Here is a 25669-nt window from a genome sequence, read left to right on the forward strand (position 1 = left end):
AACTGCGGGACTTCCTTTCAAAGTCAATTTCTCAAGTTCTGCCGCCAATAAAGCCTGATCTTCAATGGATAACTTACCTATTTCAACTTTTATCTTTTCTAAATCCATGAATTAAAGATACGAATAATAGAAATTATAAACTAGAGCGATTATTTTCTATAAACCGCTACCTTAGTTCTCAAGTGGCTGTGTATATTTTACTATATCTATTCCTATACCATTGGGATCTTCTATAGCAAAATGTCTTTCTCCCCAGGGTTCATCTCTAATATCAACTTTTATATCTATTCCCTTTTTCTTTATTTCTTCGTACACTTTATCTACATCATCTACCTCTATCGTTAGATACATCCCTTCCCCTCTAAAAGGTTTATGAAAAAAAGGTTGTTGCGTAGGGTGATTAGGTAATAAAAAACTGATCGTGTCTTTCTCATTAGGTGTTTTTAACAAAAGATAAAATTCATTCTCAAATTTTATCCCAAAGTTTAAATTATCTACATAAAAAGACTTTGTTTCTTTTAGGTTTTTGGTTAAAACTCCTGCGTTTAATCTCATAATATTATTGTTTTAAAATTACATAATCAATAGTAAAAAAAGCTATTTTTTCTTACCCATAATATCAATATCATTATATAACAACCACAATTTTATCACCCCAACATAGTGCTTTAAATAATTATTAGTCAAAAAAATATTAGACCAAGTATTAAATCGCCTTGACTGAACTCCTAAATAAAATATCCAAACAGCAAGAGCTGCTACAGGTATTAATTTTTTTTCATCTTCGGATATCACAGAATATTGTTTATAGCCTTTATAGAAGCTATGTAAATTTACTTCAAATTTATCTTTATCAGGTTCTGTATTGAACAGTTGCACACTAAAATATGCTACATCTAGAAATAACCATCCATTTCCGCAAAAATCAAAATCAAAAATTGTAATTGCCGAATCGTCTTCTATATTCATATTATCATACCAAATATCTAAATGTACAATCCCAAATCGTATATTTTCAGAATTAACAGCACCAAATTCTGAAGAAATATAGTCTCCTGCTTTTTTCACAAACTTCATTTCATCCATAGATTCAAGAAAATGCTCTTTTGCATATTGATATGGTAATTTTGTAAGTATCTCTATATCATAACTATCTCTTTTTATACTCCTCTTATTCAATACCTCATGTATCTTACCCATCAATTCACCTATTTTCACACAATTCTTTTCTGTTAGGTTTCTAATTTTGGTTCCTTTAGCGTATGAAAACAAAACACCATACCGTTCTCCTTCTGGTGCTTCTATCCTTTGAATAAATTTCCCTGAAATATCTATCAATGGATAGGATACAGATATATTATTTTCTTTTAGCAAATTAAGGAGTTGTAACTCTTCTTTAATCTCTTTTTTGGCCCGCCAATTATAGCTATAAACTCTAAATACATATTTATTCTTACCACACTCAACTAGATATGTATGATTAACTCCTATTTTTAAAATTTTACAAACGACATTTTCTGCCAAGTCATATTTTTCTTTTATAAAAAAAGCTACATATTTAGGGCAAAGAGTTGAATTGATAACTGGAAAAATTGACATTTTCTAAAAACTAATTTTATTGTGAATTAAGAACAAAAGAAAGCTTATAAAGCTTTAAAATAATCAAATATAAAACTGTAATCAATAATCTTAAATAAAAACGCAGTATATCTCAACTATTCTAGCCTCCATTTACGGTTTTTACTTGTATAAACAAGCTTTTTCCCTTAACATCACTTTAAGAGATTTAAAAAGATAAATCAGTATTTTGGTCCTTTCATAATTACATATTTATGTGAATTCTTAGGGTACATTTTGTCTTTCTTTTTACCAAAGAATATTGATTGATAAAAAATACCCTAATCTATTATATAGTACCAATGAAATATATATTCTGTACCTTACTTATTATTTTTCCATTTTGGTTTCAAACAACAGCTCAACAAATTGAAACCCCAATAGATACTACCGTTGTAACAAATCATAGCACTGTAATAAAAGGGCAACAGATTACCTATAAAGCAACAGTAGGTTTTCAACCAGTTTGGGATCAATCAGGAACTCCTATAGCATCGTTATCATATACTTATTACAAGAGATCTGATCTTAAAAAAGATGAAAATCGTCCGTTATTAATATCATTCAATGGAGGTCCAGGGTCTGCGTCGGTATGGATGCATATTGCATATACAGGACCGAGAATTCTTAAAATCGATAACGAAGGATTTCCTATACAACCATATGGTATCAAAGCAAATCCAAATTCTATACTTGATATAGCTGATATTGTTTATATAAATCCTGTAAATACAGGCTATTCTAGAATGATCAAAGATCAAGAAGGAAAAATGCCTGAGAAGAAGCTATTTTTTGGAGTACAGGCTGATATAACTTATTTAGCTGATTGGATCAATACATTCGTGACTCGCAACAATAGATGGAGATCTCCTAAATATTTGATTGGAGAAAGTTATGGTACTACTAGAGTTTCTGGACTTGCATTAGAGCTCCAGAATCGTCAATGGATGTATTTAAATGGTGTTATATTAGTTTCTCCCACAGAAATAGGATTTAAGTTTGATGGACCTGTAGAAGTTGCTAATCGTCTACCTTATTTTACTGCTGCAGCATGGTACCATAAAATGTTACCTCCTGAACTTCAAAACAAAGACTTACTACAAATATTGCCAGAAGTAGAGGAATATGCTATTAATGAATTGCTTCCTGCAATTGCAAAAGGAGGATATTTAGATAATGTTTTAAAAGAAAAAGCTATCAATAAAATGGCCTATTACTCTGGGCTTTCACAAAAGGTAATACGTCAACATAATTTAGAAGTTCCTATGCCATTTTTCTGGAAAAGCCTTTTGAGAGACAAAGAAGGATATACCATAGGAAGATTAGACTCTCGTTATAAAGGAATGGATATCAAAGAAGCTGGAAATACTCCTGATTATAATAGTGAATTGACCTCCTGGCTTCATGCATTCACTCCTGCTATTAATTATTATTATAGTGAAGAATTAAAATTTAAAACTGATCTCAAATATAATATGTTTGGTCCTGTACACCCATGGAATCGTACCGAAGGGAATAATACTGGAGAAAACCTAAGACGCGCCATGGCAATGAATGCCAATCTACATACAATGATACAATCTGGATATTATGATGGAGCAACTACCTATTTTAATGCTAAATATGTAATGTGGCAACTTAATATAAATGGTAAACTTACAGATCGCCTTAGTTTTAAAGGATATCGTAGTGGCCATATGATGTACCTACGTAATGACGATCTTATTCAGGCCAATGATGATATCAGAACTTTTATTATCAAATCATCTGCTACCATCCATAAAGCCTCAAAATATTAAATTATGACTACAACAATACTCAAGATAAAACCTTTGAATTTCCCTTGGGAAACCAGCGACCCTTTTTTATTCTGTGCATATCACGAAGATCACTATCCTAAAGGAAATGGAAAACTAGGCCCTAATGAATCATTAGAAGGTCGTAATATAGGACAAGATTTTACTATCAAAGATGGATGGAGAATGTACCATGGTAGTACTATCCCTGGGTTTCCTGCTCATCCGCACCGAGGATTCGAAACTGTTACTATCGTACAAAAAGGATTAGTGGATCACTCTGATTCATTAGGTGCTGCAGGTCGTTTTGGTAATGGAGACGTACAATGGATGACCGCAGGCAAAGGAGTACAGCATTCTGAAATGTTTCCATTACTCAATACAGAAAAAGATAACCCCTTTTTATTATTTCAGATTTGGCTTAATCTTCCCAGAGATAAAAAAATGACAGCTCCGCATTTTAAAATGCTTTGGAGTGAAAACGTTCCTACAGTAACACATTTGGATACTACTAAAAACAGTACCGAGATAACATTGATTGCAGGAGATTTATTTGATAAAAAAGCACCTCTACCCGCTCCAGATTCATGGGCTACCGATCCACAAAATGAGGTAGCAATATGGACTGCAAAAATGGATCCCGAAGCAACGTTTACGTTCCCTTCTGCTTCAAAAGGAATAAATAGATCTATCTATTTTTTTAAAGGAAATGAAATTTTAAGCGAGGGATATACAATACCCGTCAATCATGAAATTATTGTAAACGCCGATCAAGAATTAACCTTAAAAAATGGTAATACAGAATCTCATTTATTAGTATTACAAGGTAAACCTATAAATGAACCTGTTGTAAAACACGGGCCATTTGTAATGAATAGCCAAATAGAAATCAGAGAAGCTATCCAAGAATACCAACAAACCGAATTTGGCGGTTGGCCTTGGCCCACATATGACCATGTACACCATTCATCTAAAGGAAGATTTGCTTTGTATCCTGATGGTACCGAAATAAAAAAGTAAGCTATATAACCATAAGAGTGGATAAATAATCCTTATCTTTAGTCTTAGTTGCTTTTGATAAAACAATTATTAACCACATAATTACCAACAACTTATGTTACACTATCTTTAGGTTCCTAAATTTTATTTCATAGATAACATAAGAATATATTATCCAAAATGCGTAATCGAAAAAGATTTCTTTTACTCTTCATACTTGCTCCGTATTTGATACTTGTTTTTTCTTGTAAAGAAGAAAAAATACTAACAGATACGGAAATAAAATGGTTAGAAAAAAACGATTCTATTACAATCGCTTTATTCCCATATTACCCTCCTTATCAATTTATCAATGATAACAATACAATTGAAGGTGTTTTTATAGAATACTTTGATGTGATTGAAGAAAAAACGGGGCATACATTCAAGAAAAAATATTATTCTGATTGGCTCACCCTTATTAATGATATCAAAAATAAAAAAGTAGATATGATTCTTGAGGCACAACCTACAGAGGGTCGTAATCAATATCTTAATTTTTACTCAGGATTATTTGAAACTCCTTTTGTTATAGTTGCTTCAAAAGATACTCCTACTGGTACTACCTTAAATGATTTCAATAACAAAACGATAACTGTACCTACAGGATATGCAGCTGAAGAGTATTTAAAGAAAAAATACTCGGGAATAAAACTTCATACCTATATAGACGAAACTACATCTTTACAAAAAGTACAAGACGGAAAGCATGATGCATATTTTGGTCCAAAAACAGTTGCCAATTTTTTAATTAAAACCAAAAACCTGGATAACCTAAGTATTGTCACACAGACCAAGTATTTTTATAATCCAGGTCTCGCTATTGATAAAGATAATACGATTCTCAATCAGATTATCAAAAAGTCAATTCATGCTATTTCTGATCAAGAAAAACAAGATATTATAGAAAATTGGTTGTATATAAAAACTACTCCTTTTTATACACACCCGAATTTTATTATTCCCATTATAACCTTAATAACATCACTCCTTTTTATTGTTTTAGGTATTCATTTTTATCTAGGACATATTGTAAAAATTAAAACAAGAGCATTACGAATTACTAAGAATATTGCTGAGAAAAATGATCGATTAAAAACTGCTTTTATTCATAATATATCTCATGAGATCAGAACTCCTATGAATACCATTATTGGCTTTTCTAAATTGCTTAAAGAGCCAGAAATAACACCTAATGAAAAAAAAAGATACATTAATTTTATTGTAAATGGCAGTAAACAACTAATTAAAAGTATGGATGACATACTTGAAATTTCAAAATTTCAAACCGATCAGGTTACTCTTACTTCAGAAAAAGCGGATATGCATACTATTTTTGAAACCGTTTTTTCTTTGTATGAAAAAGAAGCCAAGACAAAAGGAATTTCGCTTATACTTAATAATAATCTTACCAAGGATCAACGCTATATACTTACAGATACATCTAAACTTATCAAAAGCATTAGTGGACTTCTGGAAAATGCCATTAAATATACCAAAAGAGGAGCTGTACTTATATCCTGTCTGGCACAAAAAAATACATTAATTATTAATATTAGAGATTCTGGAGTAGGAATCGATCCAAAAAATCAACAACTTATTTTTAAAAGTTTTTCTCAATCTGAAAATCAAATATCAAGAAGATATGGAGAACTGGGATTAGGGCTTACCATTTCTAAAGAGTATACAAATCTAATGGGGGGACAATTGTCTTTCTCCTCTATACCAAATAAAGGATCTACATTCAGGATAGAACTCCCCTTCTATCCTATCATACATAAAGAGAAGAATACTTCTTCTTATTTACCTCATAAAGAATCAAAAACTACCCCATACATTATTTTGATAGCAGAAGATGGGGATGTAAATTATCTAGTTTTAAAAACAATATTGTCAAAAATGGAACATTATCATTTTACTATACATCGTGCAAAAAATGGTAGAGAGGCTGTTAATTTTTGCGAAAGAAACAATGCTATCGATCTTATATTTATGGATATGAAAATGCCAGAAATGAATGGTTACAATGCAACTCGTCTTATCAAAAGCATACACCCACATCTTCCTATAATTGCACAAACTGCATATACAACCAATGAAGATGTTCAGCATGTTTTTATAGCGGGCTGTGATGATTTTATTCCTAAACCCATCGATCCTGTCATTTTAAAAAAAATAATTGATAAATATTTACCTAAAAACTCTGTGCAAAAACCAACAAAAAGTTTGCATACCGTGTTCTAATAAATACTATTGAGAAAAATCTCAACCATAAATAGTATAAATGATAACACTATAAAAAGCGATTATATCAAATTATATCATTACCTTATTTTTAAATAAAAGAATTAAAATCTATATACCATACCTTATAAATAAAATCGCTGTTTTTTGAAAGTGTTATCTTTAAATAGTATCTTTATTAATGAGGAGCAAAAAAAGTAAGTGAATTTTAGCAAACATTATGGCAAAAAAAATTCCATATCCTCTTTTTTCTATTATTTTATTGATAGCTATTTTTTCTTGCTCCAAAACCGAGCTTCTTAATACTGAAGAAAAAGATTGGTTACAAAATAATGATAGCATTACAATAGGTCTCTTCCCCTACTATACTCCATATCAATTTATCAATGAGAATATGCAAATCGATGGGATTCTTATTGATTACCTATCAGTTATAGAAAAAAAGATTGACCATAAATTCAAAAGAAGATTATATACTAATTGGGAGCAATTATTGGAGGATACCAAAAACAATAAAATCCAAATTGTATTAGAAATACAACAAACTTCTACTAGAGATAACTACCTCAACTTCTATTCTCAATTATTTCAATCTAATTATACAATTGTTACAAGAAAAGATACTAACTACGGTACAGAACTTAAAGATTTTTATGACAAGACAATCACGGTTCCAAAAGATTACGGAATCCACGAAATCCTTAAAGAACATGAGAAAAAAATCAATATTACTACAGAGGTATATGACAGTACTTGTTTAAAACAAGTAAATGCTAGAAAATATCATGCATACATAGGCCCAAAAGCAGTTGCCAACTATTTGATAAAAACAGAAAACTTCAAGGATCTTCATATTGTAGGAGAAACTCAATATTCCTATAAACCCAGCATCGCTGTTCAAAAAAGTAATGTAATACTCAATCAAATTATATCTAAGACGGTTTATAGCATTACAGATACCGAAAAAGAAATCGTTCTTGATAATTGGTTGTATCATGCGATCACCCCTTTCTATAAAAAGACAGGTTTTTGGATTACTCTTACAGGAATCATTCTCTTATCACTTGTCATTATCCTTTTACTCAATAGATATTTAAAATATATCATCAAGCAAAAAACAAAAGAATTAAACATTGCAAAAACAAAAGCAGAAGAAAGTAATAAACTCAAAACTTCATTTATCCATAATATATCTCATGAAGTACGCACACCTATGAATGGCATTATTGGTTTTTCTGAATTACTAAATGAACCAGGAATTACTCCTATTAAACAAAAAGAATACACCAAGATCATTATTGATAGTAGTAACCAACTAATTAGTATTATTGATAACATTATTGAAATATCAAAACTAGAAACGAAACAAGTTAAAGTTCGTTTTGAACAAATGGATTTTAATAAGTTATTATATACTCTCTTTTTAGATTTTCAGAGCAAAGCGATTAGTAAAAATATTACAATACACCTAGATAATAGGTTGATCAATGATCAGAGGATGATACTTATGGATAAACAAAAAATAAGTAGAATAATACAAAATCTAATTGATAATGCGATCAAGTTTACTACTCAAGGCACAATAATTATCTCCTGTGAACTCATCAAGGAGTCTTTAGTTATTACTATAAAAGATACAGGAATTGGCATTAAACCAGAAGATCAAGAATTAATATTCAATAACTTTTCTCAATCAGAAAAAGAAGTCACTAAAAGTTACGATGGTCTTGGATTAGGACTATCAATTGCAGAAAAAAATGCTAAATTACTAGGCGGTACTATTTCTTTTACCTCTATGATCGATAAAGGTTCTGTATTTATTGTGACAATACCATATCACCCAATACTAGAAAACGATACATTTGATTCCAACAGAACACAAATGTCTGATACCCCTATAAAACAGGTTATCTTGATTGTAGAAGATGGAGATGTTAATTTTTTATTTCTAAAAACGATTTTACAAAAAATGAAAGGTTACAAGTTTGTAATTCATCGTGCAGAAAATGGTAAAGTTGCTGTAGAATTATGTGAAAAAAATGAGCATATTGATCTTGTGCTTATGGATATACGTATGCCCATTATGGATGGTTATGCAGCCACAAAGAGAATAAAAAGAATAAGACCTAGTCTTCCTATTGTAGCGCAAACGGCATATTCTACAGAAGATGATATCCAAAAAGCACTGGATGCTGGTTGTGATGACTTTGTTTCAAAACCAATAGATAGAAAGCTTCTTAGTCCTTTAATTAACAAATATTTTTCTGTGTTTTCAAAATCAAAGTTTAATTAAAAAATCTACATGTCTATCAAAAATGAATATGAAGGTTTTTTAACTAGTGCTTCTTTATGGATTAATGAAACTCTTTTTGACATCCCTATTTTTGATATACAAACAATATCTGAAACCAATATATCTACAAATTATTCTAGTATCAATATTCGAGAAGATGAAGTGTTAGGCAAACGTGTAGAACATTTTTTTGAATATTTTATAACAAATTCTAATCGCTACACCTTACTTGCAAAAAACATACAGGTATTCTGTAACAAAACAACTATAGGTGAATTGGATTTTATACTTAAAGATCATCTAAATGATCATATATTACACGTAGAATTAGTCTATAAATTTTATCTCTATAATCCGAATATAACAAATGAGCTAGAACGATGGATTGGTCCTAATTGTAAAGATACTTTACTTCAAAAAGTACATAAACTAAAAACAAAACAATTTCCGCTACTTCAAAAAGAAGAAACAAAAAGTGTCTTAGAAAATATACAAATAAACCCTGATGATATACAACAGCGAGTCTGTTATTTAGGAAACCTTTTTGTTCCTTTTTTTATGAAAAATAAAATCTTACCAAAAATCAACAACAAATGTATTATTGGGTTCTGGATAACGACAAAAATGTTTACCTCAGCAAATTATAGTTCTTATCTGTTTTATATTCCTAAGAAAAAAGATTGGATTATAGCTCCTAAACATTGTACTACCTGGTTTTCTTATGATAGTATAATCGAGCAAGTACAACACTCTCTTATTCAAAAAAAATCTCCATTACTTTGGATAAAAAGCAATGGAGAACATTATGATCGTTGTTTTATTGTTTGGTGGTAAGAATATCTATCCTTTTTTTATTATTCTTTATAAAACATTGTAGAAGTACTCTCTCCTACTGCATCCATGTGATATAACTTGAGAATATACATTCCCTTTGCTAGTTGAGAAATATCTAGCACTTTTTGGTTTTTGTACTCTCTTACTTTATGACCATTGATGTCATATATTGCTATTACAAAATCTTTATCCAAAACAGTTCCTTCAATCTCTAATTGATTTGTAGCAGGGCTTGGATATACTTTTATATCGAGTTCTTTTTCTTTCTTTTTTTGAAAAAAAGGAGTCGTCCTATTTTGACAATATAGAGCACTTTGGTATGGTGTAACCAGCATAGTTTTATATACTGGATTCTTATAATACGTTGCTAGTTTTGACGCTAGCCATTTATCATCATCACCATTGGTTCCAATAGATCCTACTCCAGTAGTAGAACCTCCTCCCCATAAAACACTAAAAACATTCATATTGGCTAGCCTTTGCATATTAGAAGTTCCCCAATCATACCCTTTATCATTTTTTAAATGTTCTTCTATATTACTGGCTGCATAATGAGCCTGTGTCAATGCAATACGTTTTAGCTCAGGATGTATTCTACTAATATCAGTTCCTATTCTACTATCTCCCATAAAATAAGACCCAGAAGCCGATGAATGATTAGCAATGTCAAAATTAACGATATTCTCATCTACTGTTGGCATATGCCCTCCTGGTATCTGCCATAACATTATAGGTACATTTCCTATTCGTTCGGCTATTTCTTTACAAAAAATAAGATATTTATCCCAATGTCTGGCTGTCCATGCATAATCCTGAATAGAAACAGGACCAAAACAATCTCGTTCATATCTATCAAAAGCGATAAAATCAGGTTTCCAATCCCCTGTATATAATTGTAAATCATTCATAAAAAGAGCTACTTCTATTGCTTCACTAACTGGGTCATTAAATTCATTTGCATTTTCATATACCCAACGCGCAGATCCAGCAGACCATACATTTTGTTGATATCCAAATGGAATTTTACATTCTCCAACATGATGTATCAAAAAATTAATGGATTGAAAATATCCTTTTAGATCATCAGAAAAAGAGGGAACCTCATTGATGTTTAATTTTTCATCTGCAAATGCTTTTTTAATATCTTGATTTACATCGATTCTCATTGTTCGAATATTATGATCATGTCCAAAAACAACATCTTGTTGAATTGCACCAATTAGATCAGGGCTAATTACAAAAGCTCCTGGGTTAGGGTGGTTTGCATCCTCATAGGTTAACATTACTTTTATTTCCTGAATCAAATTTCTATAATGAAAATACAGGTTTTGACTCTCTGTCATATCCTTTATAGCTTCTCCTGATCCACCACCACTGGCATTGGCAGTATAATGTACCATTACAGGAAGTATAGGTTGGCCTGCTTGGTTAGCTTCTAATCGTCGCGCTTGTTTTATAGTGTTTATAGTTGCTGTCATAGCAGGAATTTTACCTCTATCACCAGCTCCATCAATACCAGAATACTTAAACAATGTACTTAAGGGGGAGTTCTTAAAATTATCATCAAAAGTAGCCGCCGCATTTGTAACTGTACCATGAGACAAGTATTTAGGAAAACCTTTGACTGTAAACTCATTTATAGAATAACTTGTAAAAGAAACTGGGAGCACATTAGAGCCACCCACAGATACAGTAAAATTGGTATTATAACTAGGTACATATATAAGGTTATTAGTTGTATCGGTATAAGGAGGTATGGTAACAAAATAATTTCCTTCTATAACTTGAGTTATGGTAGTAGTTCCTCCTGTAATCTGTTCGCTTCTATCAACTCCTACTATATCATTATTTTTTAGTGTAATGGTTGTAGAAACCCCATTAGGAAGGCCACTTACGGTAACTTTTATATTTTCCTTTCTAATCGTAGATGTAGTATACGGTATAGTTATCACCTTATTCGTAGTAGAAGGCAAAAAAGATAATGGTGATGTTTCTGGATACGCACTAGTATATCTAGTATCACCTACAATAAAATCATTTGCCCATATCACATATTGCTTATCAACCCGTAATGAACTAGTTATTGTATCTACAACTGTCTTTGTCAACAACGTATTAAATTCATCATTCTTATAGGTAACTTGAACTGCATTAGTATCATTTCCTGTTATCATCGTTTTTACATTTGTAAATAATGAAGGTTCTCCGTTTTCTGTATAAAACCGAACTGCATTAGCTAACTCCTCATAAGAAGATGTTACTGTTTTTAGATTTACTTTTACTTTAAAACTTTCATTGGTAGATAACATAGCATGAACCCAAGAAGCTTCAGATAATCCTATATTGATAGTATTACGATATCGATTTCCTTCTGAGGTTTGATTCATATGTATGGTAGATGGATAAGAGATACTACCATTCGTCATAAAGTTGACCAAATTTGGCACTCCATCAGATAGAAATTGAGTTTTAGAATTTCTAACATTGATATCATTTTGCCCAGTATTTTTAACCTCGATCTCTAGGTATACATCTCCCCATGACTGAGGTAAAAAATCCATTTTTAGCTGATAAACTGCTGTTTCGCTACTATAGCTACGAATAAATGTCTGAGCATAGCCTAAAAAATTAATCAATAGGCATAAAACAAGTACTATTTTGAGTTTGTATTTCATTTTATTAGGTTTTAAGAATAGTCATTAATAACCTATTAAAATATAGATAAGTTTATTATTGATAAAAAAAAATAGCTAAGTAGTTAAAAACGACACATTTTCAGGTAATTATTACATCTTTCCAATAAATGAAAAATTTTTATACTAAAAATGAACGCTTTATCAATAAAGTATAAAAAACAGGACAAAAAATCAAAATAATCATACCCATAATACTTACATCTCCCTAGTAAAATATTGTATTTTTAACACTCAAAATTAAGTACTCTTTTTTATTTAGGTGCTTAACCTTACCATTTTACGTCTTATAAATTAATAAGTCCAATGAATTCTTAGGGTTAACATATAGTATCCTAAACTCCCTAAATATATAAGGTCACTTGGTCAAATTACATCAAAAAAACAAATAAAACTTACGTCTTTCAATTAATGATGAAAAAGATAATAATTAATACAAAAACACTCCTATTTATAATCTTAGTGATTGTTGGAATAAATGTAATACTCTACTATACAGAAGGTATCGGAACATTAAAAAAAGAGGCTATCAGAATACAACAAGAATCAAAAAGTAATAAAGAATTCTCAAAACAATTACAATATATAGAGGATCTTCATGACTCACTACAATTACCAAATATAAATGTACTCTACCTTCAGTCGGTAATTGACAGTAAAATGGTCATGATGCTTCAAAAAAAGAATTCTGATGCAATCAAAAATAGACTATTCTATACAGAAATTATCAATACCCAGTTTAAAATATATGACTTGTACAAAAACATCAATAAATTACAAGAAAAATTAATCCAATCAGAAGAAAGTATAGAACAACAATATAGAAGCATCATATTACAACTCGCCAAAAAACACCAACGAGATTAATATTTTATTATCATGAAATCACTTAAATATTTATTATGGACAGCAACAGGGCTTATTTTATTTTTCATGTATGCTGGCACAGCATTTCTTAAAACACCTTTGTTCTTAATCTCCTATTGCCCTGCACTCATACTTACTACAATTTTGACCTATAGAGTAGTTATCAAAAAAAGGAATGCATTACTATTTTTATTGTATACCCATTTGGTTATTTTTCTTACGATTATAATTGTACATTTTACTTTTTTTAAAGAAGAAAATAGAAATGTTATAAAATCAATTGCAAACAGTACTTATTTTATAAGCATGTCTAATGGATATTATGATATTATAATATATTTTTTATACATTATGATACCATTCGCAATTGTAATTTCTGTAGTTACGTTTTACATGTTTAAGTTTTCTGATGGCAGTGATAGAATTGTTGTTTTATTACTCGGATTAATTACGGCATTATGCATTCATACTTCGTTATTCTTTTTACCATATAAAACTTCTTTAAAAAATCATGTAAAAAACTACAAAAACACACATCAAGAGTACGATAAAAAACAAACTGCCAAAACAATCGATGAAATTAGAGAATACATGAATCGAATGGATACAATATCTTTTCTTTCAAAAGAATTTAAGGATAGCCTAGAAGAAAAGATTGATAAGCTACCTTATCAGAACAATTATCCTACTGGAGAAATCCTTTTGCCTAATCAGCTAAAAGAAAAAATTAAAAAATTAGAACATTTATTACTAGAAAAAAGAGAATTAACTTCTCAACTCACCTATAAAGAAAATGAAATAAATCTGCTTAGAGAAATATATTATGATTTTGTGCAACCAATAAAATGTTCTCATTTTAAACTTCTGAAGACTGCTCCTAAAAGTAAGTAAGTTATCATTTAAATTTTGAATTCGATATAACAAAAGCTTATTTTTCTTGTATACCGAATTCAAAATACAACTCAATTATAGTGTACTACCTTGATTCTACTATAATCCCGATTCAACTTTCAAATGTCACATGTTGACTCATTCTTTTTAACCAAAATTCCTTATTCATACATCCTGTAGCATTGCTATATAACTTAATCACAGCGCCTTTATTCAATTTACTAATTAAATTCAATAAACCTTTTGGAAACCATCAAAATTATAAACCATTAATATAGCTTCCATAAAGATCTTTAAAGCTAAAGCCTTCTGATAGTCTGTGTTTACTTAGTTTTTTATATTCTACTAATCCCCATAGCAAAAACTCCATTACAAAATAGCGATCTTCTTCTTTGATATCTGGTTGGTATTTATCAATTAGTTTTTTGAGGGGAGTAATCTGATCTAGTTTCTCTTTATACTCCTTATCAGATATATCGTCCAGTAGTTCAAACCCACTTTCTTCAAAAAACCAATTTATCAATTCTTGATAAGGGCTCTCATATTCTTGTTTTTCTAATTTTTCTATCTTCGGAAAATAGTCTGAAAACAAAGTTTTGATAGCATTTGACAATAAAGAATAAGCTACAGAAGCTGCTCCTTCTTGTTCTCCTTCATACACTAATTCTACCTTACCTGTTATCGCAGGAACCACTCCCATAAAATCGCTCAATCGCAATAAAGTATGATTCTCTGCAGATTGTAACGCTCTATATTCTGCCGTACTTAATAAATTTTGATAAGCAGTGATACTCATTCTTGCACTTATCCCACTCTTATGATCAATAAACTCACTCTCTCTTGCTTGAAAACTGATTTGTTCTATCAAATCTTTTGCCATATCAGGTACATAAACCAAATCTTCCTGCCTAGCATCTAATTTTGCTTCTTGCTGGGTTATTGTTTTTGCTATAGCTATAGTTTCTGGGTAGTGTGTAAGGATTTGTGAGCCTATTCTATCTTTTAGAGGTGTTACAATACTTCCTCTATTTGTATAATCCTCTGGATTTGCAGTAAATACAAATTGTATATCTAATGGTAGTCTAAGTTTAAAACCTCTTATCTGGATATCTCCTTCTTGCAAGATATTAAACAATGCTACTTGTATACGAGCCTGTAAATCTGGCAATTCATTGATCACAAAAACACTTCTATTTGCTCTAGGAATCATTCCAAAATGGATCACACGATCATCTGCATAACTTAATTTCAAGCTAGCTGCCTTTATAGGATCTACATCTCCTATGATATCAGCCACAGTAACATCTGGTGTTGCTAGTTTTTCGGCAAAACGCTCTGATCTGTGTAACCAGCTTATCGGTGTATTATCTCCTTTATCATTAATCAAATTAGTAGCATATCTAGAGATCGGATAAAATGGATCATCATTAATTTCTGAGCCTGCTACCACAGGAATCCATTCATCTAATAAATTAATCATCTGTCTAGCTAAACGTGTTTTTGCCTGTCCTCTAAGTCCCAATAAATTAATATTATGTCGAGAAAGAATAGCTCTTTCTAATTCAGGAATCACAGTATTTTCATATCCATGAATTCCAGTAAAGGTTTTTTCTTTATTTGCTATTTTATTTCTTAGATTATTTCTGAGCTCATCTTTGATCGATACACTTTTATATCCCGATTCTTTTAGTTCTCCTAATGTCTTTATTGTTGTTATTTCCATTTTTTTCTTTTGTTGCTATAGCTTTCTTTTCAAAACGAAATTGTTTATCCTCTTATCCTTTTTTTTCTGTTGTTTTCATAATCCTCAAAAATCATTTCTCCAAGACCGTTAAGTCCAGTATAGAATGCTTTTCCTTGATTCGCATAGGTAAACTCTCTTACAAATTGCATTAAATATGGATCTTGTGCAATCATAAAGGTAGTTATAGGAATATGTAGTTTCCTTGCCTGTTGTGCCATCATATAGCATTTATTTACAATATAACGATCCAAACCATTACTGTTTTTATAATACTGTCCATCTGGCATTCTCAAACAACTTGGTTTACCATCAGTAATCATAAAAATTTGCTTATTTGTATTACGTTTTCTTCGCAATATATCCATGGCCAACTGCAAGCCTGCCACCGTATTGGTATGATATGGCCCTACTTGTAAATAAGGTAATTCCTTTATTGCAATAGGCCAGGCATCATTACCAAAAACTAAAATATCCAGTGTATCTTTTGGATATCGGGTGGTAATAAGTTCTGCAAGCGCCATGGCTACTTTTTTGGCGGGAGTAATACGATCCTCTCCATACAATATCATACTATGACTTATATCTATCATAAGTACAGTACTCATCTGGGCTTTAAATCTAGTTTCTTCTACAACAAGATCATCTTCTGTAAGATGAAGATCATCGATTCCATGATTTATTTGCGCATTTTTAAGGCTTTCGGTTATAGAGATTCGCTCTAATGAATCCCCATATTGATAGTTTCTAAACTCTCCCGAATGTTCATCTCCTTTACCAATATAATTCGTTCTATGGTTTCCTGCACCGCTTCGTTTCAGTTTTCCAAAGATTTGATCCAATGCCCGCTTACGAATTGCTTGTTCTGTCTTGGCTGTAATAGACATTTTTCCTTTTCCGTCAGGTTTAATTTCTTCACGTATGTATCCTTTCTTTTTTAAGTCTTCTACAAAATCATCAAGGGTATACTTATCATCTGTAAGTTGATATTCTTTGTCTAATTCCTTCATCCAATCTAGTGCTTCATCTAAGTCTCCAGAAGTATGAGTAATTATTTCCTGAAAAATATCAAAAAGCTTATCAAAAGGAGATTGTTCTTCCTTCTCAAAAGCGGTAAATGCAAAACCTTTTTTAATTATTTCTTTTTTCTTTTTCATTCGCATAAATTTCTAATACCTATAAAATAGTTATATGTATTTATAAGATAAAGTTAGTACATTTTATAGAAGATAATGCCTGATTACTGATTCAAGCAGAGAGAATTAACATTTGTTTAAAAAAAATCAAAGCGAATTGACTTATCAGAACAAAGTAATCCCCTTATTGAAATTACGGTTTATTGAGTATTTCATAAAAATCAAGTAATAAATTTGAAATTTTAAGACAAATTACCATTTATTTAACATAATAATATTATAAAAAGAGCCGCTATACTCTAATTTTGTAAAACCCCTACTTATAAGATTTTTTGTAAAAGCACTACAACAACCACATATGATAATAAACCTAAACCTCAATGTGATTGCATAATATGTAAGTAACATATTGTATGTAACGCATTAAAATCATTTAGTTATGAAAAATTGTTACGTACTATTTCTCCTAGTATTTCTATCGTCTATTACGTATTCTAACATCATTTATGAAGTAGGTACACTCTCTACAAACAATCAAACCCCAAAAGATCGTAAACTCTCTGCAGAAGAAGTTCAGCAAAGAGGATTTGACCTTTTGGCTAATGAAATTATTGAAAATATTAATGAGATAGATTTACGCAAAACTGCCAGATCTGCAATTTTTGAAACATCGTATGGTTTCAGATGGAAAATGGTCAATCTACATACAGGTAAAATTATTATTATCAAAGTAGATAAGAATTTCAAACTCATCTCTGCCCGTAATAGTGATAATTCAAAAGTAATAATCCCTTAGTTACTTTTCTATAGTACTCTCTTTTTTGATTATATATGTCATTGATCATACACGGCACTATTTACATGTACCGCTATAACAAATAAAGACTTTACATTTATCAATGAAACTATATTTATATCATTTGAGATAAAGATTTAGCACTATTTATCTATCATATCAATTCATACATTACATAAGCATCCGTTTAACACTTTTATAATTCTCTGTATATTCCCAATATATAATTCTATCATATCCATATTTAATCAAAATAAATTTTTCACTTATAGATAATATCCTATCTACAGCTATTATCTTTTTTGAAGCTTCTTCCACTTCAACCGCTTCAGTAATTTCTTTATTTTGATCATCAAAACCATGAAGTATAATATGATTCTTAAGAGTAAGTTCTATAAATTTCATTATTTCTTGTTTTTTTATTCTTTAAATGTATGTTATTTTACCTTAACATGCCTTTAAGACTTTGGCACTTTCATTTTATTTATTTTAGACCTTTCTATATCAATCACCCAAAGCGTGTTAAAATTATTTGATAAAATTGCTGATATTGCAATACCCGCCTTTTTGATGCACATACAAGATGGTACTGTTTTATCTATTAAAAACAGTACATATAATAAGCATCAAATACAATATACTATCATATTTGTATTTCTAAGAACAATGCACAAAAAGCTTTTAAGGTTCAAAATCAGCTATTATTTATTAAAAAAATAAGCACTCGATGTGATTCTAATTAACTCACTTTCAACAAAAATGAAAAAACAACTATTTTTATTACTACTACTAAGTGCGATTTTCACACTATCTGCACAAAAGTTCTCTATGGACCTCATCAAGGATAATACTCCTCGTAATATAGGGCCAGGAGGAATGAGTGGTCGTGTGACTGCCATAGATGTAGTCACGTCTAATCCAGATATTATATATGCAGGAACTGCTTCTGGCGGACTCTGGAAATCTACTTCTGGAGGGATCAAATGGGATCCTATTTTTGATAATGAAGCTACTGCTTCTATCGGATCTGTTGCCATACAACAATCTAATCCTTCTGTCATCTGGATAGGTACAGGAGAAGGAAACCCTAGAAATAGCCTTAATGGCGGATATGGTATCTATAAATCTCTTGATGGTGGAAAAAACTGGAAACTCATGGGGTTAGAAAAAACCCGTCATATTCACAAAGTAATCATTGATCCTACCAACCCTAATGTTGTATATGTTGCTGCAATTGGCTCTCCTTGGGGCGAACATCCAGAAAGAGGTGTCTTTAAAACTACCGATGGAGGAAATACATGGAATAAAATTTTATTTACCAATATCAAAACTGGAGCTGCAGACCTTGTAATGGATCCTACTAATCCCAATAAGCTCATTGTTGCCATGTGGGAACATAAGAGAGATCCATGGTTTTTTAAATCTGGTGGAAAAGGTTCTGGACTGTATATCACTTATGATGGTGGAAAAAACTGGGAAAAACGTACTGATAAAGATGGGCTTCCTAAAGGAAATCTAGGTAGAATAGGTTTAGCTATTGCTCCTAGTAGTCCCAATATTATTTATGCACTTATCGAATCAAAAAAGAATGCCCTATACAAATCTACTGATGGTGGATTTGTTTGGGAAAAAATCAATGATAAAAATGATATCGGTAATCGTCCTTTCTATTACTCAGATATTTTTGTAGATCCTCAAAATGAAAACAGAGTATACTCTATATTTACTTATGTAAATGTTTCTGAAGATGGTGGTAAGAACTTTACACAATTGATGCCAGCTTATGGGGTTGATAATGGGGTGCATCCTGATCATCATGCATGGTGGATACACCCAAATGACGGTAATTTTATGATTGATGGTAATGATGGTGGGCTTAACATTACCAGAGATAGAGGTAAATCTTGGCGTTTTATTGGTAATCTGCCTGTTGCTCAGTTTTACCATATCAATGTAGATAATGAATTTCCTTATAATGTATACGGAGGTATGCAAGATAATGGTAGCTGGAGAGGTCCGGCATATGTTTGGAAATCTCAAGGAATCCGTAATTCTTACTGGCAAGAAATATCTTTTGGTGATGGATTTGATGTTGTACCAGATAAAGATGATTCTAGATACGGTTGGAGCATGAGTCAACAAGGGTATGTAAGCCGATATGATTGGATTACTGGTAATAATTATACAGTACGCCCTAACCACTCTGATCCCAAAGTTAAATTACGTTTTAACTGGAATGCTGCTATAAATATTGATCCTTTTGACAATTCAACTATTTATTTTGGAAGTCAATTTGTACATAAAAGTACTGATAAAGGGATAACTTGGAAAGTTATTTCTCCTGATTTGACTACCAACGACCCAAAAAAACTAAAACAAGATGAGAGTGGCGGATTAACTATGGATGCTACAGGAGCAGAAAATCACTGTACTATTTTGGTAATCGAACCTTCTCCTCTAGAACAAAATATGCTTTGGGCAAGTACAGATGATGGTAGAGTGCATATCACCCAAAATGGGGGAACAAACTGGACAGATGTTTCTAGTAATATCAAAGAACTACCGAAAGGTAGTTGGATTGTACAAATCAAAGCTTCAAACAAAAATAAAGGGGAAGCTTTATTGGTAGCAAATGATTATAGACGATTTAACTATACTCCTTACGCTTTTAGAACTACCGATTACGGAAAAACATGGAAACGTATTGTTGATGAGAATGATGTAAAAAGTTATACTTTAAGTATTATTGAAGATCCTATAGAAAAGAATTTATTATTCTTAGGAACAGACGATGGGTTATACGTATCTATTGATGCAGGAAACAGCTGGATCAAATGGACCAAAAGATTTCCTACAGTATCTGTAAAAGACTTGGTAATACACCCAAGAGAACATGATTTGGTTATAGGGACTTTTGGTAGAGCAGCATGGGTGTTAGATGATATACGCCCATTAAGAGCATTAGCAAAAAGTACTACTATTTTAAACAAGAAACTTCAGGTTTTTGATCCGCCAACTGCATACCAAGCGGCTTATCAACAACCTACAGGTAGTCGATTTGGAGGAGATGCTTTATACAATGGAGAAAACCGTGCATCAGGAGCTCTTATATCTTATTATATTCAAGTAGAACAAAAGAAAAAAGAAGTTTCAGATAAGAAGGAGGAAGAGGAAAAAGAAGATGCTATTGATGATGAAGAGAATGAAAATATAGTTAAATGGGATTCTATTTATCTTAAAATCTATGATGGTGATCGCCTTATCAGAACTTTAAAAGAAAAAACTCCTGATTCTACTGGACTTTATAAAACAAGATGGTCTATGAATGAGAAGGGAGTTGATCACCCTTCTCGCAAAATACAAAAGAAAGATACCGAACGTGGAGGAGCAAATGTAAAGCTAGGAACTTATAAATTGGTAATGGAATATGGAGATCAAAAATCAGAAACCTCTATAAAAGTAGCATCAGATCCTAGATTGACTATATCTCAAAAAAATATAGATGAGGTATATGCGGGTAGTAAAAACTTGGAAAAAATGATTCAAACAGCTGCTAATGCGGTAAAACAATTGGTAGAAAGTAAAGAAATAACATCAAAATACCAAAAGGAACTTACCACATTGGATAAGAAAAAATATAAAGAGCAAATAAAATTATCAAAAGAAGTATCTAAGAAGATTGATAGTGTAATAGCTTTTTATATTGGTAAAGAAGATAAACGACAAGGGATCACTAGTAACCCTGAAGTTACTGTAATGGATCGTATATATAATGCAAGTTGGTATATAAGTAGCCGACAAAATGGACTGAGTGCTACAGAAAAGACCTTGATAACACAGGCAAAAGATCAATTAGAAAAAACTCTAATCAAAACCAATAACTTTTTTGCCAATGATTGGAAACCTTATCAGGAAACTATAGAAAAAATAAAAGTATCTCCATTTAAAGTAACAAAGAGTTTTAATCTAGAATAATTAACAAATTAATATACTCATGAAAAAGCTAATTTTATTTAGTTTAGGAGTGCTTCTTCTCTATTCTTGTAAACAAGAAAAAGAAAAAAAAGAAGAAGTTGTCACTCCTATAAAAATTGATCAGTATTCCATAGAACAATTTATGGATAACGAAAATGCATTTGCAAACGGGTTTTCTTCCGATAAATCCAAAGTGCTTATGACTAGTAATCGTTCAGGGATTTTTAATATGTATACTACACCAAGTCAAGGTGGTGAGTTTACTCCAATCACTAAATCTGATACAGCATCTGTGTACGGGATCTCTTACTTCCCACAAGATGACAGAATCCTATTCAGAATGGATGGTAATGGCGATGAGATTTTCAAAATATTTGTCAAAGACAGTTCTGGAATCAATCGCCTAACTCCAGAAAAAAATGTAAGAGCGTTATTCAGAGGATGGGCAAAAGATGGAAAAAGTTTCTTTTATGCCAGTAATGAGCGAGATCCTAAATTTATGGATCATTATGAAATGAATATTGCTGATTTTACATCTAAACTGATTTATCAAAATAATGATGGAATGGATTTTGGTCAAATGTCTGAAGACAGAAAATATATTCTACTCACAAAACCTATCAATACCAATGATAGAGATTTGTATTTATTGAATACCGAAACCAAAGAGAAGATTAAAATTAATGACAATCTAAGCGGTAATTCACCAGAAGATTTTTCTCCAGACGATAGCTCTTTCTATTATACAACAGATGATAATGCCGAGTTTAGCTACCTGATGAAATATAACCTAGCAGATGGTAGTAAAGAAAAAGTGCTAGAGAAAAAATGGGATATTTCTGCTTTTTATTTTACAAGAAACGGAAAATACCAGGTGCTTTTTACCAATGAGGATGCAAAAACGGTTATGGAGGTTACAGAAGTAGCTACAGGTACTAAGGTTGAATTTCCATCTATCGATTACCAACAAATCAATAGTGCGCGATTCTCTAGAGATGAGACAATGGCATTGCTTAGAGTAAGTGGATCAAATACTCCAAATAATGCATACACCTATGATCTTGCAACAAAAAAACACAATAGACTTACTGATGTTTTAAACAAAGATATCAATGTAAATCATCTAGTAACCTCAGAAGTAGTACGTTTTAAGTCTTTTGATGGGTTAGAAGTTCCTGCTATTTATTATAAACCCAAACAAGCTACTGCAGATCATAAAGTACCTGCTTTGGTATGGGTGCATGGAGGGCCTGGAGGGCAATCCAGACAAGGTTTTAGTTCTATAATTCAATACCTTGTAAATCATGGATATGCTATCCTAGCAGTAAATAATCGAGGAAGTAGTGGTTATGGAAAATCATTTTATAAAATGGATGATCGCAATCATGGTGATAAAGATTTAAAAGATTGTGTTGCAGGAAAAGATTGGCTGGCACAACAGGATATCATAGACGCCGATAAAATAGGAATCATTGGTGGTTCTTATGGAGGATATATGACCATGGCTGCACTAACCTATACCCCTGAAGAGTTCAAGGTAGGGGTTAATATTTTTGGGGTAACCAACTGGTTACGAACGCTAAAAAGTATTCCGCCATGGTGGGAATCTTTTAAAGAAGCTCTTTATACAGAGATGGGAGATCCAAATACGGCAGATTCCATTAGATTACGTCAAATTTCTCCTCTCTTTCATACAGAAAAGGTTACAAAACCATTGATGGTACTACAGGGAGCACAAGACCCTAGAGTATTAAAAATAGAATCTGATGAAATTGTAGAAGGTGTCAAAAAAAATGGAGTTCCTGTAGAGTATGTTCTATTTGAAGATGAAGGTCACGGATTTGTCAAAAAAGAAAATCAAATCGAAGCTTATGGTAGAGTTTTGAAATTCTTAGACAAATACCTAAAAGGAACAAATAAAGAGGTGATCGATGATGAGAAAAATGAATCTACCAAAGTTGATTCAGAATCCTAAAAAAGTTTAAAGCTTTATAAAAAACCTTCTTCCTAGTTTTTAGGAAGGAGGTTTTTTTATACCTATCAAATTCTAACTATTTAATTTCTATAATGAATCTATGAATAAAAAATAAATCGTCAACAAAACACACCACAGATTACATTAATAACTAAACAATAAAACCATAATAACATTGGCTTACATATAGAACATTTTAAAAATATAACAGATTACTCACCTCTTTCTAAGCTTAACAAACTTAAAAGTCTTTATATTGAAGGAAATGGAGGCGGACTTTAATTTATTACCATTGAATCTCTAGAATTTCTTAAAGAAATGCCTCAATTACAATTTTTAAAACTATTGACATTTAGATTACAATCAAAAGATTATTTACCAATATTAGAATTAAAAAACTTAGAACATTTAACATTGAGGAGTAATAGAGAAGTAAAAAACGTATATAGTGATTTAATGAAGTTGCCGAATTTAAAATAGAAACTATTAAAAGAAAGATCTGAAATATTTAATTAAAAACAATCTTTACTGGAATAAAAAATCATTGCTCCACAAGCTTATAGAATGTATTGAAAATAAACTACCTTGGCGGCAAATTCGTTTGAAACAAACCTTGAATCTCGAAACAAGCTTCGAAGTATTAAAATCTCACTTAGTGAGTAAATAAAGATACATATGACAACAACTAAAATAGGAATTATAACTGTTAGCGATAGAGCAAGTGCAGGGGTTTATGAAGATCTAAGTGGAAAAGTAATCATAGATACCCTACATAAATATTTAACTTCAAATTGGAAAGAGGTGTACAAAATAATTCCAGACGAACAGAAGATTATTGAAAAAACCATCATTGATATGGTCGATCATCAAAATTGTTGTTTAGTTGTTACCACTGGAGGAACAGGTCCAGCAAAAAGAGATGTTACTCCTGAGGCTACTGAAGCTGTGTGTGATCGTATGATGCCAGGTTTTGGAGAGCTTATGAGGGCAGAATCTTTAAAGTTTGTACCTACTGGATACGCTAGAGCAAGCTGACCCCCTCCCTAGATCAGTATTAGGCACTATATATTAGCTGCCGTTCTGTCGGATACTGACCCCTCTGTATTAAAAAGATAGCCTAATATTACTTTTGACAAGTACTGTGATCAATTATTCTGGACTAAGCTGACCCTTTTGGATGGGGTTTGTTAGATTCTAGAGCATATTGACCCCTTTATTGAACAAAAGTTGTTTTGATTCTGGAGCATGTTGACCCCTCTCTACTGGAGATGATAGGATAGTATTCTGGATCAAGCTGACCCCCCTTAGGCTATTTGATTTTGGTTTTACTTGATGGTTTTTTAACCGTCAAAAGATGTCTATGGCAGGAACACCAAAACGTATGAGTTTAGTAATACAATTTACGGATAAATTTTTCGTATATTTAAAGAATGGGTAAGCATATATTATTAGAAGTAAAAGAATCCTCAAGTCATTTACGGAATTTAATCAGAAAAGAGACTAATCCTAAAAATGTATTACGACTACAATCTTTGTTACATATTAGAGAATCAAGCTTTTCTACACAATCAGCCTTGGCAGAACATTTAGGATATCACGTTCGTAGTATGGAACTTTGGCTCAAGTTATATAAAGAAGGAGGTTTATTCGCCATGCTTTTGAATTCAAAAGAAAAACAGCAGCGCAAGCGAATCATTACTCCAGCTGTACACGATGGATTATCAAAACGACTTAATAATCCAGAGCAAGGTTTCCATAGTTACGTACAAGCGG

The 25669-nt window shown here is 31.4% G+C and carries 18 protein-coding genes; 12 read left to right on the plus strand and 6 right to left on the minus strand.

The genetic code is table 11. The features are described 5' to 3' along the window. Nucleotides 1-171 precede the first annotated feature (171 nt). Nucleotides 172-555 carry a VOC family protein gene (locus CVD18_RS15295; protein WP_103866310.1) on the minus strand — a complete coding sequence of 128 codons (384 nt, stop codon included), beginning with the start codon at nt 553-555 and terminating at the stop codon, nt 172-174. Nucleotides 556-597: 42 nt separating this feature from the next. After that, nucleotides 598-1599: a phosphotransferase gene (locus CVD18_RS15300; RefSeq protein WP_103866311.1), complete on the minus strand. Its 1002-nt coding sequence runs from the start codon at nt 1597-1599 to the stop codon at nt 598-600. A 320-nt stretch (nt 1600-1919) separates the two neighbouring features. Between CVD18_RS15300 and CVD18_RS15305 the strand changes: the two genes are divergently transcribed. From CVD18_RS15305 to CVD18_RS15325, 5 genes are all read left to right on the plus strand, one after another. Further along, nucleotides 1920-3416: a S10 family peptidase gene (locus CVD18_RS15305; RefSeq protein WP_103866312.1), complete on the plus strand. Its 1497-nt coding sequence runs from the start codon at nt 1920-1922 to the stop codon at nt 3414-3416. A 3-nt stretch (nt 3417-3419) separates the two neighbouring features. Beyond that, nucleotides 3420-4433 (plus strand): pirin family protein, encoded by a 1014-nt coding sequence (locus CVD18_RS15310; RefSeq protein WP_103866313.1) that lies wholly within the window; start codon nt 3420-3422, stop codon nt 4431-4433. A 159-nt stretch (nt 4434-4592) separates the two neighbouring features. Next, nucleotides 4593-6695, plus strand: coding sequence for a transporter substrate-binding domain-containing protein (locus CVD18_RS15315; RefSeq protein WP_103866314.1), 2103 nt, complete (start codon nt 4593-4595; stop codon nt 6693-6695). A 220-nt stretch (nt 6696-6915) separates the two neighbouring features. Beyond that, the gene (locus CVD18_RS15320; protein ID WP_103866315.1) at nt 6916-8988 is read left to right on the plus strand and encodes a transporter substrate-binding domain-containing protein; all 2073 of its coding nucleotides are present in this window, start codon (nt 6916-6918) and stop codon (nt 8986-8988) included. A gap of 9 nt (nt 8989-8997) precedes the next feature. Further along, the gene (locus CVD18_RS15325) at nt 8998-9822 is read left to right on the plus strand and encodes a DUF1853 family protein (RefSeq protein ID WP_103866316.1); all 825 of its coding nucleotides are present in this window, start codon (nt 8998-9000) and stop codon (nt 9820-9822) included. Nucleotides 9823-9842: 20 nt separating this feature from the next. On the opposite strand, the gene CVD18_RS15330 is transcribed toward CVD18_RS15325, so the two are convergent. Then, complete coding sequence (locus CVD18_RS15330; RefSeq protein ID WP_103866317.1) at nt 9843-12497, minus strand: T9SS type A sorting domain-containing protein; 2655 nt, start codon at nt 12495-12497, stop codon at nt 9843-9845. A 429-nt stretch (nt 12498-12926) separates the two neighbouring features. On the opposite strand from CVD18_RS15330, the gene CVD18_RS15335 reads away from it, so the two are divergent. Then, a complete protein-coding gene (locus tag CVD18_RS15335) occupies nt 12927-13382 on the plus strand; it encodes a hypothetical protein (RefSeq protein ID WP_103866318.1) in 456 nt (151 codons plus the stop codon). 12 nt (nt 13383-13394) lie between these two features. Further along, nucleotides 13395-14273, plus strand: coding sequence for a hypothetical protein (locus CVD18_RS15340; RefSeq protein WP_103866319.1), 879 nt, complete (start codon nt 13395-13397; stop codon nt 14271-14273). Between the two features lie 259 nt (nt 14274-14532). On the opposite strand, the gene CVD18_RS15345 is transcribed toward CVD18_RS15340, so the two are convergent. After that, a complete protein-coding gene (locus tag CVD18_RS15345; RefSeq protein WP_103866320.1) occupies nt 14533-15996 on the minus strand; it encodes a magnesium chelatase in 1464 nt (487 codons plus the stop codon). 44 nt (nt 15997-16040) lie between these two features. Then, a complete protein-coding gene (locus CVD18_RS15350) occupies nt 16041-17171 on the minus strand; it encodes a VWA domain-containing protein (RefSeq protein ID WP_103866321.1) in 1131 nt (376 codons plus the stop codon). A gap of 418 nt (nt 17172-17589) precedes the next feature. On the opposite strand from CVD18_RS15350, the gene CVD18_RS15355 reads away from it, so the two are divergent. Then, nucleotides 17590-17946 carry a hypothetical protein gene (locus tag CVD18_RS15355; RefSeq protein WP_103866322.1) on the plus strand — a complete coding sequence of 119 codons (357 nt, stop codon included), beginning with the start codon at nt 17590-17592 and terminating at the stop codon, nt 17944-17946. A gap of 171 nt (nt 17947-18117) precedes the next feature. On the opposite strand, the gene CVD18_RS15360 is transcribed toward CVD18_RS15355, so the two are convergent. Beyond that, nucleotides 18118-18351 (minus strand): hypothetical protein, encoded by a 234-nt coding sequence (locus CVD18_RS15360; RefSeq protein WP_103866323.1) that lies wholly within the window; start codon nt 18349-18351, stop codon nt 18118-18120. Nucleotides 18352-18705: 354 nt separating this feature from the next. Between CVD18_RS15360 and CVD18_RS15365 the strand changes: the two genes are divergently transcribed. From CVD18_RS15365 to CVD18_RS15380, 4 genes are all read left to right on the plus strand, one after another. Next, a complete protein-coding gene (locus CVD18_RS15365; protein ID WP_103866324.1) occupies nt 18706-21921 on the plus strand; it encodes a hypothetical protein in 3216 nt (1071 codons plus the stop codon). A gap of 19 nt (nt 21922-21940) precedes the next feature. Beyond that, nucleotides 21941-23896: a S9 family peptidase gene (locus CVD18_RS15370; protein ID WP_103866325.1), complete on the plus strand. Its 1956-nt coding sequence runs from the start codon at nt 21941-21943 to the stop codon at nt 23894-23896. 675 nt (nt 23897-24571) lie between these two features. After that, nucleotides 24572-24931: a molybdopterin adenylyltransferase gene (gene mog, locus CVD18_RS15375; RefSeq protein WP_103866326.1), complete on the plus strand. Its 360-nt coding sequence runs from the start codon at nt 24572-24574 to the stop codon at nt 24929-24931. A 395-nt stretch (nt 24932-25326) separates the two neighbouring features. Then, the coding region (locus tag CVD18_RS15380; RefSeq protein ID WP_103864054.1) for a transposase at nt 25327-25669 on the plus strand (343 nt) is incomplete at its 3' end.

Source organism: Aquimarina sp. I32.4 (assembly GCF_002924285.1).
Lineage (GTDB): Bacteria > Bacteroidota > Bacteroidia > Flavobacteriales > Flavobacteriaceae > Aquimarina.

What these genes read in the sequence shown, in the direction of transcription:
- CVD18_RS15295 (WP_103866310.1), bottom strand. Translation starts at nt 555, where the DNA reads ATGAGATTAAACGCAGGAGTTTTAACCAAAAACCTAAAAGAAACAAAG.
- CVD18_RS15300 (WP_103866311.1), bottom strand. Translation starts at nt 1,599, where the DNA reads ATGTCAATTTTTCCAGTTATCAATTCAACTCTTTGCCCTAAATATGTA.
- CVD18_RS15305 (WP_103866312.1), top strand. Translation starts at nt 1,920, where the DNA reads ATGAAATATATATTCTGTACCTTACTTATTATTTTTCCATTTTGGTTT.
- CVD18_RS15310 (WP_103866313.1), top strand. Translation starts at nt 3,420, where the DNA reads ATGACTACAACAATACTCAAGATAAAACCTTTGAATTTCCCTTGGGAA.
- CVD18_RS15315 (WP_103866314.1), top strand. Translation starts at nt 4,593, where the DNA reads ATGCGTAATCGAAAAAGATTTCTTTTACTCTTCATACTTGCTCCGTAT.
- CVD18_RS15320 (WP_103866315.1), top strand. Translation starts at nt 6,916, where the DNA reads ATGGCAAAAAAAATTCCATATCCTCTTTTTTCTATTATTTTATTGATA.
- CVD18_RS15325 (WP_103866316.1), top strand. Translation starts at nt 8,998, where the DNA reads ATGTCTATCAAAAATGAATATGAAGGTTTTTTAACTAGTGCTTCTTTA.
- CVD18_RS15330 (WP_103866317.1), bottom strand. Translation starts at nt 12,497, where the DNA reads ATGAAATACAAACTCAAAATAGTACTTGTTTTATGCCTATTGATTAAT.
- CVD18_RS15335 (WP_103866318.1), top strand. Translation starts at nt 12,927, where the DNA reads ATGATGAAAAAGATAATAATTAATACAAAAACACTCCTATTTATAATC.
- CVD18_RS15340 (WP_103866319.1), top strand. Translation starts at nt 13,395, where the DNA reads ATGAAATCACTTAAATATTTATTATGGACAGCAACAGGGCTTATTTTA.
- CVD18_RS15345 (WP_103866320.1), bottom strand. Translation starts at nt 15,996, where the DNA reads ATGGAAATAACAACAATAAAGACATTAGGAGAACTAAAAGAATCGGGA.
- CVD18_RS15350 (WP_103866321.1), bottom strand. Translation starts at nt 17,171, where the DNA reads ATGAAAAAGAAAAAAGAAATAATTAAAAAAGGTTTTGCATTTACCGCT.
- CVD18_RS15355 (WP_103866322.1), top strand. Translation starts at nt 17,590, where the DNA reads ATGAAAAATTGTTACGTACTATTTCTCCTAGTATTTCTATCGTCTATT.
- CVD18_RS15360 (WP_103866323.1), bottom strand. Translation starts at nt 18,351, where the DNA reads ATGAAATTTATAGAACTTACTCTTAAGAATCATATTATACTTCATGGT.
- CVD18_RS15365 (WP_103866324.1), top strand. Translation starts at nt 18,706, where the DNA reads ATGAAAAAACAACTATTTTTATTACTACTACTAAGTGCGATTTTCACA.
- CVD18_RS15370 (WP_103866325.1), top strand. Translation starts at nt 21,941, where the DNA reads ATGAAAAAGCTAATTTTATTTAGTTTAGGAGTGCTTCTTCTCTATTCT.
- mog (WP_103866326.1), top strand. Translation starts at nt 24,572, where the DNA reads ATGACAACAACTAAAATAGGAATTATAACTGTTAGCGATAGAGCAAGT.